Consider the following 15,070-nt stretch of genomic DNA (forward strand, 5'->3'; position numbering starts at 1 on the left):
GGAATTTCACCTAAAAACTTACCAGGGTACATAAGAGAGGGGCAAGTATAAAATGCATAATGTTGTCATTACAGCTGCAGTTCGTTCACCAATTGGAACTTTTGGAGGAGCACTAAAAAATATAACACCAGTAGAATTAGCTGTTCCTGTACTTCAGGAAGCTGTAAAAAGAGGCGGAGTAGAGCCACATGAAGTTGATGAAGTAATTTTAGGTCATTGTATTCAAAGAACTGATGAAGCAAATACGGCAAGAACAGCTGCATTAGCGGCAGGATTTCCTGACACAGTTACTGGTTATACAATTCAACGTCAATGTTCTTCAGGTATGCAAGCAATTATGTCTGCTGCAATGCAAATTCAATTAGGTGTAAGTGATATTGTTGTTGCAGGTGGAGTAGAGGCAATGAGCTCGAGCCCTTATGCATTAAAACAACACCGCTGGGGACAACGTCTACAGCACGGAGAAATTCGTGATACGGTGTGGGAAGTTTTAGAAGATCCGATTCACCATATTATGATGGGTGAAACAGCGGAAAATTTAGTTGAACAATATGAAATTACAAGAGAGGAACAAGATGAAGTTGCGCTTCGTAGCCATACATTAGCGTTGCAAGCGATGGAGTCTGGATACTTTGACGATCAAATTGTTCCTATTACAATAAAAGAACGTAGAAAAGAAGTTGTATTTGCGAAGGATGAACATCCACGTGCAGATATTACAGCTGAAAAATTAGCAGGATTAAAACCAGCTTTCCGTAAAGACGGATCAGTAACTGCAGGGAATTCATCTGGTCTTAATGACGGAAGTGCCGTTTTAGTGTTAATGAGTGAAGAAAAGGCGAAAGAAAAAGGTTTACAACCGTTAGCTCGAATTGTTGGATATTCAGTGGCAGGTGTAGATCCGAAAATTATGGGTATTGGACCAGCACCAGCAATTCGCAAAGGGTTAGAAAAAGTAGATTGGTCATTAGAAGATGCAGATTTACTTGAAATTAATGAAGCTTTCGCTGCACAATACCTAGCTGTAGAGAAAGAGTTAGGATTAGACCGTGAGAAAGTGAATGTAAACGGTAGTGGTGTAGGACTTGGACATCCAATTGGTTGTACAGGTGCTCGTATTACGGTAAGTTTAATTCACGAATTAAAAAGACGTGGGTTAGAGAAAGGTATTGCCTCTCTATGCGTTGGAGGCGGTATTGGAGTAGCTTTATTTATAGAAGCACTATAAAAAAGAGGCAGCGATTGCTGCCTCTTTTTTATGACTCAAATAAGTGATGAAATAATCGATCGCGATTTTCAAAGAAAAGTTTCGTCGTTTGATAATGCTCTGTTTCTTCTAATGTCGATTCGTGAATCCCTTCTTGAGTTAAAGAGTATATAGTAGATTCAGGATAAGCCATTAAAATGGGAGAATGCGTCGCGATAACAAATTGTGAACCTTGTTCAGCTAGCTCGTGCATGCGAATGAGCATTGAAAGTTGCCTCATCGGTGATAAAGCTGCCTCAGGCTCATCTAAAATGTATAAACCTTGTCCTGAAAAGCGGTTCATAAATAATGAGAAGAATGATTCGCCGTGTGATTGTTTGTGTAGTGAAACGCCACCGTAAGATTTTATAGCATCTATTTCATCGATATAAGAAGCGACGTTATAAAATGATTCAGCACGAAGAAAGAAGCCGTCGTTTGGTGTATTGAAACTTTTTGAAATTCGAAGATATTCATGTAAAGATGAATGTGAATCGTTGGTGCTAAAACGGAAATTCTTCGTTCCACCTTCTGCATTAAAACCTAAAGCAACTGCAATCGCTTCGAGTAATGTTGATTTACCCGTTCCGTTTTCTCCAATAATGAATGTTACATTCGGATGGAAAAGGAGTGATTGTAATGTTCGTATAGCCGGTAAGCAGTATGGATATGCGGAAAAGCTAGGGATATTTTCTTTTTTTAATGTGACACTTTTTAAAAAGGGTACGTCAATCAATATATAAACCTCAATTCATAACGGATTTTGTTTCTAAAAAAGCAGCGAATACAAGTTTAAGAAAACTAGCTAATAAAATTGTATATTGAAGTGCGCCAAAACCGAGACCTTCCCAGCCGAAAGTAATTCTCTTCCATATAAAAATGAAAAGAACGCTCATAAAGCCAACTAGAGTAGGCGCATATTTTATAATTTTCAAGTGCTTCCATAGAAAGAAGCCAATGTATATACTTAAAAACAAGGTAAACAAAACAAGAAAAAATACAAGTGTTAACGACGCATGAACTCCTCTTATTTTCTGAATATTTTATGTGGATTATAACATTTAAACTATCATATTCCAATGTGAAAATAAACATTGCATAGAGATTGTTCATATCGTTATGATAATATGTATGCTATTGGAAATATGAAAAGGAGTTAAACTATGCCATTTACATTCGCACATCCAGCAGCTGTTCTCCCTTTTGCTAAGAAACATTCTAGTTATATTTCAGTGACGGCTCTTATATTAGGTAGTATGGCACCTGATTTTGAATATTTTTTACATTTTAGGCCATACGGTATTATTGGCCATACATGGGCTGGGTTCTTATATTTGAATTTACCACTCGTTTTTTTATTAGCATATGCATATCATTGTATTTTAAAAGGACCATTTATAACACATTTACCTAAGCCTTTTGCTAGTTACTATAAATATGTAGTAGATGAGAAGTGGGGGCTTTATACTTGGAAAGATATTTTTGTATTTTGCTATTCTGCTTTATTCGGTATGGTAACGCATGTCGTTTGGGATGCTTTTACTCATAAGACCGGCTATTTTGTTATGAAAATGCCGCTGTTACAGCAAGAAGTATATAGTATTCCAATTTATAAATTTTTACAGCATGGGAGTACGTGTTTTGGTCTACTATTACTAATATATGTACTATGGAAATATAGGAGGGAAACTGATCAAGATACTAGTTTAACTTCGGAAAAAAAGAAATATTGGACTTCATCTATCGTTGTGGCAGCCACTATATTTATCGTTCATGCGTTATTAGACCCCTATTTTCATATTTTCCAAATAGGAGGTATAATGGTATCTGGACTGACAAGTTCTTTTTGTGGACTTTTCATTGTTTCTATAGTTTACAAAACAAGGGACTAATATATTTTAATGAATGATAGTGTTAGGAGAAATTAAATGATGAAAGCATGGAAAAGTATTTTTGTTTTATGTAGTTTTCTTCTTATGTTAAGTGGTTGCTTCCATCAAGAAGAAAAGAAAGCAGAACCTAAAAAGAAAGAATTTATTCCTGAAACAAAAGAGTATGGTGGGCGTGAGCTTAAAAAAGTAGGGCAAAAGGTGAAAGAAAAGGGATGGGGGACTTTTGAATTAGAACAGATTCATTCTGTGAATCAGACATTTGAAGTAGCCCCAATGAAAATTCACGTACAAGACGTTAAAGTTATCTCATTATCACAAATGAGCAAAGATGCAAAAAATACATTGAAAGTGTATACTGCATTAACTCCTGAAGAAGTAAAGCGTAGATTGGGAGATAAAGTGAGTCAAGAAGATGCTGAATTATATGCATCGTTAAGTGGAACTGAGATTAGCGATACGATTCGGTATGTTGAAATTACATATAAGGTAGAAAATAGTGGAAATAAGAACATGCAATTTTTCTCTATGAATGATGTTATTATTAATGACAAACAGCATTTTAATGTAGCGACTCAAAACTTTTTATATGAAGAAGACACACTTGTAGGCACAAAGAGTGTATCAAGGGAAGATTATAAACCTGGTGAGACACGAGAAGGAATTATCGGTTTAATACTCGATGATGGAAAAGAGAAGGTAAAGGATATTAAGTTTACAACAGATGATTTAGCAGTGGGAGATACTCATGAAGCTGTTAAAGAGCCACAAACTTTCAATATCTCATTTTCTAAGTAAGGTGTGTATTTAAACGAAAACAGTCAGCATAAAAAGTTATGCTGACTGTTTTTTTAGTTCTTTCACATATGAATCTACACTTTGAAAAGGCACTGTAATTTTAAAAGCATCTTTTTGCTCGTTAAATTGTTTTTCATTATAAGGACCAAATCGTTTATTATGCTTTACATCGATAATCCAATAATGTTCACTTTTTTTATTTGTAATTGCTGCGTCAGGATTATTTGGATCTGATTTTTCCTCAATTTGTTTTGTGATAATGTATTTATCGTCCCAAGCAATTTCTGTAATCTTTGCAGGGATGTATTGTGTAGCATATACAGCATCCTGCGAGGGGAAAAGTTCAAATGCATCTCCAGAAGTATGTATGAGTTCATATTCATCGTTAATTGTATAAGTTAAATGGTTTGTATTGCCTGTGCAACCTGTTAATAAGAGTGCGGCAAATAGGATTATCCATCTTTTCAATATGGGAACCTCCTTTACAATGCTGTTGTAAAACATTGTACAAGAAAAGTAAGCGAAACGCCAGTTTACAATGTTTTTTAGAAGTGGTACGATGAAACGGGTAAAGAAGGATATGAAGGAGTCGACACAAAATGAAGTTAAAGATGCATCGTCCAGCGCTTGTAATGAATCGCATAGGTGCTTCCCTTATTGACATGTTTTTAATCTCGGTTACGTACGGTGCAGTAGTAGCTATTATTACCGGAAACTATAGTGCTATTTTCAATCGTTTTAATATAAGTTTAGGTGACTATAGATATGACCTTACACTTGTTTTCGTATTAATGGCTATAAATTTTATTGTGTTACCTTTTCTTTGGAACGGTTCTACACTTGGTAAAAAGGTAACAAGAACAAAAATAATCTCGTTAACAAGTGAAAAACTAACGTTACAAACATTAATAATACGATTTTTGGTATTATTATTACCAAGCATATTATTACTTGGAGTTCCATTAATATGCAATGTATATATGATGTTATTCCGCAAAGATAATTGTGGCTTCCATGATTTAATTGCAAAGACGAAAGTGATGAGTCTTGTATAAGTAATATTTAAATTATAAGTGCTACTAATGAAATAAGACTTTTTATTGTTTGTATATAAAAAGTCTTATTTTTAATTTCGTAAAAAATTTGATTATATAGGGTGGATATCTCCTATATAGTACCTTCCATATTACTGAAGGATGTTTAAAGAAGCGGTAGCTAATTCAAACACCCTATTTTCGTTTTAATAGATTGAAAATTAAGATAATGGTATAATAGACATAAATAATATCGTTATATAACAAAGGGGGATTTGCAATGACTGGAGGTAGCTTAATATTTTGGGGAATTCTTATTTTTATTGGTTTAACCTTCGATCAGTATAATAGTAAGAAAAAAAAGAAACAAACAAGTAATCGCTTATAAGTTTTCGAGTTAACTTTTCCTGCTTGCGGATTAATCTAATAAAAGAGTATACTGAATGACGGTAAGACTTATAGAAGGGGTAATGAAAATGAAGCTTGCAGGAAAGGTTGCCATTGTAACTGGTGGTGGCATCGGTATTGGACGTAGTACAGCTCTTTTGTTGGCTAAGCAAGGCGCAAAAGTAATTGTGACGGACATTGATCAAGAAAGTGGACAAGCAACAGCTGAGGAAATTACGAATCTAGGCGGAGAGGCACTTTTTGTATCCTACGATATGGGAAAACAAGGAGATTGGCAACGTGTTATCAGTTTTGCTATGGAGGCATATAGTCGTGTTGATATGCTTTTTCAAAATGCGGGTCTGTATAAAATAGATTCTATTTTTTCTCGCCAACAAGAGAACGATTCCAATGTACTTTGTATTAATGACGTTTGGATAGAGATAAAACAATTAACGTCATCTTTTATGAAACAGCAAGAAGAAGTGGTGCTCAGTGATTTACCAGTTTTCGGTATTATTAGCACGAGAGGACAATCATTTCATACAATAGAAGCCCTAGTATAATAATGGAAAACCGCCCCCAGTATATATGTGGACGGTTTTTTTGTGTGTATTTTCAGCCATTCTAATTTCTTATCGTATAAGTAGCAACTATACAGCATACAAGTGATTTCGTACCCACTATTTTTTTGTTTTAATGTGGCACGGGATAGGAAGAGGATTTGACCGTTTCTATGCATGGCTAGGTTCTCTTTCTACCTAAAAAAGAAGGTGTTGTATTTGCATGTATACTTAGCGAATACGTTGTTCAGTTTGACTATCAAAGAAATGTGCTTTATTCATATCAAAAGCAAGGTTAATTTGGTCACCAGGTGAAAAGGTATGTCTTGCATCAACACGTGCTGCAAAATCTTGATTTCCAAGTTTCATATATAAAATGGATTCAGCCCCTAACAACTCTGCAACTTCAATTTTTGTTGTGAAAGTAGTAGATTGTGAAGCTTCTAAAAATAATAGTTCATCATGAATATCTTCTGGACGAATACCTAAAACAATTTCTTTATTTGCATAGCCTTGTTCGCGTAATAACTTCATTTTTCCTTCAGATACTTTAATCTTTAGTGAACTGTCTATAACGAAATCGGTTTCAGTTAATTTTCCACGGAAGAAATTCATTGCGGGTGAACCGATAAAACCACCAACGAAAATATTTTCAGGTGTTTCATATACTTCTTTTGGAGTTCCAATTTGTTGGATTTTTCCGTCTTTCATAACAACAAGACGTGAAGCCATTGTCATTGCCTCAGTTTGATCATGTGTTACATAAATTGTCGTTGTACCAAGGCGGTGGTGTAATTTGGAAATTTCTGATCGCATTGCAACACGTAGTTTAGCGTCTAAGTTTGATAATGGTTCATCCATTAAGAAGACTTTTGCGTCTCGAACAATTGCTCTACCTAATGCGACACGTTGGCGTTGTCCACCTGATAAAGCTTTCGGCTTTCTATCTAAGTATTGTTCAAGTCCTAAAATTTGAGCTGCATGTTTCACTCGACGGTCGATTTCATCTTTCGGTATTTTTCGAAGTTTTAATCCAAATGCCATATTATCATACACACTCATATGTGGATAAAGAGCGTAGTTTTGGAAGACCATTGCGATATCTCGATCTTTTGGAGGAACATCGTTCATTAGCTTACCATCAATTGAAAATTCTCCTTTTGAAATATCTTCAAGTCCAGCTACCATTCGTAGTGTTGTAGATTTTCCGCATCCAGAAGGACCAACGAATACGATAAATTCTTTATCTTGAATGTGTAAGTTAAAATCTGTTACGGCTGTTACGTTATTATCATATATTTTATAAATATTTTCTAATTTAAGTTCTGCCATGATATTTCCCCCTAGAAAGTTTATGCAAACGTTTTCTTTGAATTTATTATAAACGAATAGATTCAAAAAAGAAATAAAAACACTATAAAAAAATAAAACGTTTTCATTATTCCTATGAATATATAATAAGTTTCACATGTTTTATCAGAAAAAGAAAATAAATATTGTAAGCGCTATTTTAAATTTGGATGGAATCTGTTATCATTCAGTAATGAAAACGTTTGCGCCTTAAAAAAAGAAAAAAGAATCAATAGTATAGATGAAATGGGGTAGCATAATGGAAAAACAATGGTGGAAAGAAAGTGTAGTATATCAAATTTATCCTCGTAGTTTTATGGATAGTAACGGTGATGGTATAGGTGATCTTCGTGGTATTCTTGCGAAGCTAGATTACTTAAAAGAACTAGGTATTGATGTAATTTGGTTATCACCAGTCTATGAATCTCCAAATGATGATAATGGTTACGATATAAGTGATTATTGTAAAATTATGAACGAGTTCGGAACAATGGAAGATTGGGATGAACTATTACATGAAATGCATAAACGTAATATGAAACTTATGATGGACTTAGTTGTTAATCATACGTCAGATGAACATAATTGGTTTATTGAATCACGTAAATCAAAAGAAAATAAATATAGAGACTATTATATATGGCGTCCTGGAAATGAAGGGAAAGAGCCGAATAACTGGGGAGCAGCATTTAGTGGCTCTGCATGGCAATATGATGAAATGACAGATGAATATTATTTGCATCTGTTTTCTAAAAAACAGCCAGATTTAAACTGGGATAATGAAAAGGTAAGACAAGATGTTTATGATATGATGAAGTTTTGGTTAGAAAAAGGAATTGATGGGTTCCGTATGGATGTTATTAATTTTATTTCTAAAGAAGATGGCCTACCAGCTGTTGAAACGGATGAAGAAGGATATGTTTCAGGGCATAAACATTTTATGAACGGTCCGAACATTCATAAGTATTTGCATGAAATGAATGAAGACGTATTGTCTCAGTATGACATTATGACGGTTGGGGAAATGCCTGGTGTAACAACAGAAGAAGCTAAATTGTATACAGGAGAAGCTAGAAAAGAACTGCAAATGGTATTCCAATTTGAACATATGGATTTAGATTCTGGAGAAGGTGGGAAATGGGATGTAAAACCATGCTCACTTATTACTTTGAAACAAAATTTAACAAAGTGGCAAAAAGCATTAGAACAAACAGGCTGGAATAGCCTTTATTGGAATAACCATGACCAGCCTCGCGTTGTATCTCGTTTTGGTAATGATGGAGCTTATCATACTGAATCAGCAAAAATGTTAGCGACAGTACTTCATATGATGAAAGGGACACCATATATTTATCAAGGAGAAGAAATCGGAATGACCAATGTTCGATTTGAATCGATTGATGAATATCGAGATATTGAAACATTAAATATGTATAAAGAAAAAGTTATAGAGTGCGGCGAAGATATAGATAAAGTGATGCAGTCTATATATATAAAGGGCCGAGATAATGCTAGAACTCCGATGCAGTGGGATGATAGAGAACATGCTGGATTCACAACGGGTGAGCCTTGGATTGCGGTAAACCCTAACTACAAAGAGATTAATGTGAAACATGCGATCCAAGACGAAGAATCAATTTTTTATTACTATAAAAAATTGATTGAGTTACGCAAAAACAATGAAATAGTTGTGTATGGAACATATGATTTAATACTAGAAAATAACCCTTCTATTTTTGCTTATGTAAGAACATATGAAGAAGAAAAGCTTCTGGTGATTGCAAACTTCACTGCAGATGAATGTGTATTTGAATTGCCTGAGGATATTATTTATAGTGAATCAGAGTTATTAATATACAATTATGACGTAGAAAATGTATCGATAGAAAACATTACGTTACGACCATATGAAGCAATGGTATTTAAATTGAAATAAGAAAAATCCTTATGCCACCCTGGCATAAGGATTTTTCTATTACCATTTTAAAATAGAGAATCCGTACGGTGGAAGTGTAACTTGTAATACACTTGCTTCCGCTGAAAATTCTTCGTTTGTATAAATGTTAATTATCTTCTTCCCAGTAATACGAAGAGGGAGTGAGGTTGTAACTTCACTGTTAGTAGGATTTAAAACGAAAAAGATAGTTTCATCTTCATATGTTTTTGTATAAGAAATATAATTATGTTCATCATTTGCCTCAATGAATTGAAAAGTACCGTGTCCTCCAAATGATTTATATTGTTTCCGTAATGAAATTAATGTTTGTATATGTGTAAATAAAAGAGTATCTTGTTCTTTTTCATCCCATATCATGCATTTGCGACAGCCAGGGTCCATTCCACCATCCATACCGATTTCATCGCCGTAATAAATACAAGGAGAACCGATGAAAGAAAGGTGAAATACATAGAGTAACTTTAACTTATTTTTATCCCCGTTACATGTTGCTAAAGTTCTAGGTGTGTCATGGCTGTCTAATAAATGAAATGCCGCTTCATTTACATTCATAGAGTAGGAATGTAGAGAATCTGTAATTTGTTTCATAAATTCACTTGAATTAATGGACTCGTTAGCAAAGTAAGAAAGTAGAGCGTTTGTAACCGGATAGCTCATTACAGCATCAAATTGGTCACCTTGTAGCCAGGGGAGTGCATCGTGCCAAATTTCGCCTAAAATATATACTTCAGGATTTAATGCTTTTATTTCACTTCGGAATTCTCTCCAAAAACTGTGATCGACTTCATTTGCTACATCAAGGCGCCAACCATCTATATGGAATTCCCTTACCCAATAACGACCTACTTCAAGTAAATATTCTTTTACATCTGGATGTGCCGTATTTAATTTCGGCATATACGGTGTAAATGCGAAAGTATCGTAATTAGGAAGTGGCTCAGTTATGATCGGAAATTCATGAATGTGGAACCACTCTTTATAAGCTGACTGCTCGCCATTTTCTAGCACGTCTTGAAATTTATCAAAGAAGTATCCGCTATGATTAAAAACAGCGTCGAGCATTACTTTTATACCATGTTTATGACACGCTGCAATGAGTTCTTTGAAAGTTTCTTTCGTCCCGAATTGTGGATCAATTTCCATGTAATCGATTGTGTCATATTTATGATTCGAATGAGCTTTGAAAATAGGAGTGAAATATATTCCGGAAATTCCAAGTTTAACAAGGTAATCAAGGTTTTGAATAATACCAGCAAAATCTCCGCCGAAAAAATTAGTTGGAGTTGGTTCAGTACTTCCCCAAGGAAGGGTGTTTTCTGGATTCAGTGTGCGATCCCCATTAGCGAATCGTTCTGGGAAAATTTGATACCAAACTGTGTCTTTAACCCAGGACGGTGCTTTGAATACATCGTTTGCATGAATAAATGGAAAACAGAAAAAGTTACCAACATCATCATTTGGAATGTTAGAAAAAAATCCTCGTTCTGTATAAATAAGAGTTTCTACGTCGTTTTTTAATTCGAATCCATAACGTAAGCGTTTAAATTTTGGTTTGATTGAAACCGACCAATAATCAAATAACTCAGTAGATCCGGTTTTTTTCATCGGTGTACTCGCTGTAATCCATTTCCCATCTTGCCATTCGTACGGATCACCGTAGATGAGGGCGGCGCTGTGAACATCATCTCTTTTTGTGTGTATTCGGATGTGAATTGTTTTTTCATCGTAAGCGTATGCATAATTATCTTTTGGCCTATGATAGATCGCTTCTTTAAGCATATAGAAAATCCCCCTTTAATATCTCTATACATATTGTTCCCGTAAACGAAATAATAAAGATTATGTTGCAAACGATTGCTTTCCACATAACTTTAATATTGCTTATAAGAGTAGTATTCATTTTATGTAAAGTCAATGAATAAAGAGTATGATAAGATTATTTTGAAAATTAATATTTGCAAAATGAATAAAAGGATGTATAATGATAGACAAATAGCGCAAACGTTTTCATAGATTTAGATATTGTTTGCGCTTCTATTAAACTATTAAATGCAAACGTTTTCAATTAAAGAGGTACATAGACAATTTAGGGAGGTTTTTGGGATGAAGAAAGCATTATCACTATTAACGATTTCAGCATTGTCAATCGGCATGTTATCTGCATGTGGACCGAAAGATTCAGGGAAAAAAGAAGAAAGTAAAGCGAAGAAAGACTATGATCTTCTCGTTTGGGAAGATGATAAAAAAGGTGTGGGTCTAGAACCGGCCGTGAAAAGCTTTGAGGAAAAATATAAAGTAAAAGTAAAAGTTGTTGAAATGCAAATGACAGATCAAGTGAAGAAGTTACGTCTTGATGGACCAGCGGGGACGGGACCAGATGTTGTAACATTGCCACACGATCAAATTGGGAATGCAGTAACAGAAGGCTTACTTTCTGAAGTAAAAGCAGATGACACAGTGAAGAGTAAATTTACTGACTTATCAATAAAAGCACAGACATACAACGGGAAATTATATGGTTTACCAAAAGCAATTGAAACACCAATTTTTATTTACAATAAAAAATTAATGCAAAAAGCACCAGAAACGATGGACGAGCTGTTTAACTTCTCAAAAGACTTTACGAAGGATGGCAAGTACGGATTTTTAACATTAGGAGATAACTTCTACTTTGCTAACGCGTTTATGGCAGGTATGGGCGGATATGTATTTGGTGAGAAAGATGGAAAGCCAAATGCAAGTGATGTTGGATTAAATAATAGCGGAGCAGTACAGGGTGCTGAATATCTTCAAAAATGGTACAAAGAAAAGTTATTCCCAAAAGGTATTATCGGTGAGTCTGGCGGCCCGGCTGCTGATGGATTATTCAATGAAGGAAAAGCAGCATCTATTATGAACGGACCGTGGGCGTTCCAAGCGATGGAAAAGAACGGAATTGATTATGGTGTTGCTCCAATGCCGAAATTACCAAATGGTCAACCGATGAAAACATTTGTTGGGGTAAAAGGATGGCATGTAACAAGCTTCTCTAAACAAAATGATTTAGCTACAAAATTCACTGAGTGGGTAACGAACGAAGAAAACGCAAAAATTAGATTTGAGAAGACAAAAGAAATTCCTCCAGTAAAATCAGTAATGGAAGATCCAATTATTAAAGATAATGAAGCTGCAAAAGCAGTTGCAACTCAATCAGAAAATGGAATTCCAATGCCGAATATTCCAGAAATGCAAGAAGTATGGAAACCAGCTGGAGACGCTCTGCAGTTAGTTGTTACAGATAAAGAGGCACCAAAAGCCGCGCTTGATAGTGCAGTGAAACAAATTAAAGGAAATATTGAGGCAAATCATAGTAAGCAAAAATAAGGTGAAATTCGTGCCTCTAATATGAGAGGCACGAATTCTCTCCCTTCCAAGTAGGAAGAAAAAAGGGGGAAGGAACATGCAAACATCTATGGAACCAATGAAAGATATGAACGGTTCGAAACATAGGAAAATGGCGACCATGTTATCTATTATTCCAGGCATGGGCCAAATATATAATAAACAATATGTAAAAGGTCTTATTCTTCTAGTATTAACAGGTTCATTTATTGTAGCATTTGCTGATTTGTTAAATATTGGATTATGGGGAATTGTAACGCTCGGTACAGAAGTTCCACGTGACCATTCTGTCTTTCTATTAGTAGAAGGGATTTTGGCACTTATCGTCATAGTGTTCGGACTTGGAATATATGGATTTAACTTATATGATGCATACCAAAATGGGAAGAAACGTGATATAGGAACACCATTAAACTCAGTAAAAGAGCAATACCGTAACTTATTAGATCAAGGTTTTCCATATTTAATGGTTTCACCAGGATTTCTATTACTTATCTTTGTAGTTGTATTTCCAATCATTTTTGTAATCTTAATTGGATTTACGAACTATGACTTATATCACTCTCCTCCAGCTAAATTAGTAGATTGGGTGGGCTTTAAAAACTTTATTGATATTTTCACATTACCAATGTGGAGAGAGACATTTTTAAGTGTATTTTCTTGGACTGTCATTTGGACATTTGTTGCAACAACATTACAAGTTGCACTTGGTATTTTCTTAGCGATTATCGTAAATCAGCCTGGTATTAAAGGTAAGGCAATTATTCGAACAATCTTCATTTTACCGTGGGCTGTTCCAGCATTCGTATCTATTCTTGTCTTTTCGGGTATGTTTAATGAAACATTTGGAGCAATTAATAATCAAGTATTAGCTTTATTCGGGATTGAAAAGATTGCTTGGATGACAGATCCGTTTTGGGCGAAGATTGCTTTAATTATGATCCAAACGTGGCTCGGTTTCCCATTCGTTTTTGCAATGACAACAGGTATATTGCAATCGATTCCAGGAGAATTATATGAAGCTGCTACAGTAGATGGAGCAACTGCTTGGCAACAGTTCCGCAAAATTACATTGCCACTTGTTTTATACGCAACAGCACCAATTTTAATTACACAATATACGTTTAACTTTAATAACTTTAGTATCATTTATCTATTTAACGGCGGAGGTCCTGCTGTAGCGGGGCAAGATGCAGGTGGAACGGATATTTTAATTTCATGGATTTATAAGTTAACGATGACTTCAGCGCAGTACGGAAAAGCAGCAGCTCTTACAATGATTTTATCGTTAATCGTTATTACAGTTGCGTTATGGCAATTTAAGAGAACAAAATCATTCCAAGAAGAGGATATGATGTAAATGAATATTAAACGACAAAAGATGTTACGTCTTTCATTAAGTTATTTGGTTATCTTCATAATGTGTGCGATTATTTTCTATCCATTACTATGGATTATTGGTTCATCGTTTAATCCAGGAGATAGTTTATCTGGTTCTAGCATTATTCCGAAAAATGCTACGTTAGATCATTATCGTAAGCTACTTGATCTTGATTCAAGTAATTACTTACTTTGGTATAAAAATACGTTAAAAGTTAGTGTTATGACGATGATTTTTTCTGTGTTAGCAATTAGCTTTACTGCTTATGCATTTTCGAGATATCGTTTTGTCGGAAGAAAAAATGGTTTATTAACATTTTTAATTCTACAAATGATTCCGAACTTTGCAGCGTTAATCGCACTATACGTATTAGCGCAGTTAACAGGATTAATTGATACACATCTTGCATTAATTTTAATTTATGTGGGCGGAGCAATTCCAATGAATACTTGGCTTATGAAAGGGTATTTTGATACGATTCCGAAAGAGTTGGATGAGTCAGCCCGCATGGATGGAGCAGGGCACTTCCGTATTTTTTGGCAAATCATTATGCCGCTTGCAAAGCCAATCGTAGCGGTTGTAGCATTATTCACTTTCATCGGTCCATTTACAGATTTCATTTTAGCAAGTATTATTTTACGCACGCCGGAAAATTACACTTTAGCAGTTGGATTATATGAAATGGTAGCGAAGAAATTTGGTAATGAATTTACGACGTTTGCAGCAGGTTCAGTATTAATTGCAATACCAATTTCGATTTTATTCCTATCATTACAAAAATACTTCATTTCTGGTTTAACAGCTGGTGGTACGAAAGGATGAAAATGGGACATTACGTCCCATTTCTCTTTTCATCTCTCTATAAAAGGATTTGTAGGGAGATGAAAAGAGATTTGACATTAAATGTGAAAAAATGTGAAATAAATAGTATATTATAGTATAGGAAAAAAGAGCTATATCCCTTACAATACATGGAGAGGGAGAATAAGATGATTTTTGCAAGATAAAACAAAGAGATGAAAGTTTACGACTTCTCCTATTACTTGCACCGGTTGCAAGATAAAGTGAAACTTTAATCAGTGGG

15 protein-coding genes are annotated in these 15,070 nt (G+C 34.8%); 10 read left to right on the top strand and 5 right to left on the bottom strand.

Going from position 1 to position 15,070, the window contains the following annotated elements; translation table 11 throughout:
- Positions 1 to 52 precede the first annotated feature (52 nt).
- Positions 53 to 1,228, top strand: coding sequence for an acetyl-CoA C-acetyltransferase (locus tag ACE38F_RS08845; protein ID WP_002128911.1), 1,176 nt, complete (start codon positions 53 to 55; stop codon positions 1,226 to 1,228).
- Positions 1,229 to 1,256: 28 nt separating this feature from the next.
- On the opposite strand, the gene ACE38F_RS08850 is transcribed toward ACE38F_RS08845, so the two are convergent.
- A complete protein-coding gene (locus ACE38F_RS08850) occupies positions 1,257 to 1,982 on the bottom strand; it encodes an AAA family ATPase (protein ID WP_088079302.1) in 726 nt (241 codons plus the stop codon).
- A gap of 10 nt (positions 1,983 to 1,992) precedes the next feature.
- Positions 1,993 to 2,277: a hypothetical protein gene (locus ACE38F_RS08855; RefSeq protein ID WP_375369629.1), complete on the bottom strand. Its 285-nt coding sequence runs from the start codon at positions 2,275 to 2,277 to the stop codon at positions 1,993 to 1,995.
- A 132-nt stretch (positions 2,278 to 2,409) separates the two neighbouring features.
- On the opposite strand from ACE38F_RS08855, the gene ACE38F_RS08860 reads away from it, so the two are divergent.
- Together ACE38F_RS08860 and ACE38F_RS08865 are read left to right on the top strand one after the other, a co-directional pair.
- Positions 2,410 to 3,138 (top strand): DUF4184 family protein, encoded by a 729-nt coding sequence (locus tag ACE38F_RS08860; protein WP_375369460.1) that lies wholly within the window; start codon positions 2,410 to 2,412, stop codon positions 3,136 to 3,138.
- Between the two features lie 36 nt (positions 3,139 to 3,174).
- The gene (locus tag ACE38F_RS08865) at positions 3,175 to 3,933 is read left to right on the top strand and encodes a hypothetical protein (RefSeq protein ID WP_375369459.1); all 759 of its coding nucleotides are present in this window, start codon (positions 3,175 to 3,177) and stop codon (positions 3,931 to 3,933) included.
- A 36-nt stretch (positions 3,934 to 3,969) separates the two neighbouring features.
- Here the strand turns inward: ACE38F_RS08865 and ACE38F_RS08870 are convergent, their stop codons facing one another.
- The gene (locus tag ACE38F_RS08870; RefSeq protein ID WP_002033805.1) at positions 3,970 to 4,401 is read right to left on the bottom strand and encodes a DUF3997 domain-containing protein; all 432 of its coding nucleotides are present in this window, start codon (positions 4,399 to 4,401) and stop codon (positions 3,970 to 3,972) included.
- 131 nt (positions 4,402 to 4,532) lie between these two features.
- On the opposite strand from ACE38F_RS08870, the gene ACE38F_RS08875 reads away from it, so the two are divergent.
- The 3 genes from ACE38F_RS08875 to ACE38F_RS08885 all read left to right on the top strand — a co-directional run bounded on the left by ACE38F_RS08875 (position 4,533) and on the right by ACE38F_RS08885 (position 5,920).
- Positions 4,533 to 4,988, top strand: coding sequence for an RDD family protein (locus ACE38F_RS08875; RefSeq protein WP_002014800.1), 456 nt, complete (start codon positions 4,533 to 4,535; stop codon positions 4,986 to 4,988).
- A gap of 259 nt (positions 4,989 to 5,247) precedes the next feature.
- Positions 5,248 to 5,355: a flagellar motor protein gene (locus tag ACE38F_RS08880; RefSeq protein ID WP_375369458.1), complete on the top strand. Its 108-nt coding sequence runs from the start codon at positions 5,248 to 5,250 to the stop codon at positions 5,353 to 5,355.
- Between the two features lie 55 nt (positions 5,356 to 5,410).
- Positions 5,411 to 5,920, top strand: coding sequence for an SDR family NAD(P)-dependent oxidoreductase (locus ACE38F_RS08885; protein WP_033710801.1), 510 nt, complete (start codon positions 5,411 to 5,413; stop codon positions 5,918 to 5,920).
- A 228-nt stretch (positions 5,921 to 6,148) separates the two neighbouring features.
- On the opposite strand, the gene ACE38F_RS08890 is transcribed toward ACE38F_RS08885, so the two are convergent.
- Complete coding sequence (locus tag ACE38F_RS08890) at positions 6,149 to 7,249, bottom strand: ABC transporter ATP-binding protein (protein ID WP_215554044.1); 1,101 nt, start codon at positions 7,247 to 7,249, stop codon at positions 6,149 to 6,151.
- Positions 7,250 to 7,526: 277 nt separating this feature from the next.
- Here ACE38F_RS08890 and ACE38F_RS08895 point away from each other — a divergent pair, with 277 nt between their 5' ends.
- The gene (locus tag ACE38F_RS08895) at positions 7,527 to 9,203 is read left to right on the top strand and encodes a glycoside hydrolase family 13 protein (RefSeq protein WP_375369457.1); all 1,677 of its coding nucleotides are present in this window, start codon (positions 7,527 to 7,529) and stop codon (positions 9,201 to 9,203) included.
- A 39-nt stretch (positions 9,204 to 9,242) separates the two neighbouring features.
- On the opposite strand, the gene ACE38F_RS08900 is transcribed toward ACE38F_RS08895, so the two are convergent.
- Entirely contained in the window at positions 9,243 to 11,003 is a 1,761-nt protein-coding gene (locus ACE38F_RS08900) for an alpha-glycosidase (RefSeq protein ID WP_375369456.1), read from the bottom strand.
- Between the two features lie 324 nt (positions 11,004 to 11,327).
- On the opposite strand from ACE38F_RS08900, the gene ACE38F_RS08905 reads away from it, so the two are divergent.
- The 3 genes from ACE38F_RS08905 (at position 11,328) to malD (ending at position 14,808) form a co-directional block, all read left to right on the top strand.
- Positions 11,328 to 12,587, top strand: a complete 1,260-nt coding sequence (locus tag ACE38F_RS08905; protein WP_204208348.1) for an extracellular solute-binding protein — start codon at positions 11,328 to 11,330, stop codon at positions 12,585 to 12,587.
- Positions 12,588 to 12,663: 76 nt separating this feature from the next.
- Positions 12,664 to 13,965 (top strand): maltosaccharide ABC transporter permease MalC, encoded by a 1,302-nt coding sequence (gene malC / locus ACE38F_RS08910; RefSeq protein ID WP_002160655.1) that lies wholly within the window; start codon positions 12,664 to 12,666, stop codon positions 13,963 to 13,965.
- Complete coding sequence (gene malD / locus ACE38F_RS08915; protein ID WP_002088365.1) at positions 13,966 to 14,808, top strand: maltosaccharide ABC transporter permease MalD; 843 nt, start codon at positions 13,966 to 13,968, stop codon at positions 14,806 to 14,808. It abuts the gene before it with no gap.
- Positions 14,809 to 15,070 lie beyond the last annotated feature (262 nt).

The organism is Bacillus altaicus (assembly GCF_042136375.2).
Lineage (GTDB): Bacteria > Bacillota > Bacilli > Bacillales > Bacillaceae_G > Bacillus_A > Bacillus_A cereus_U.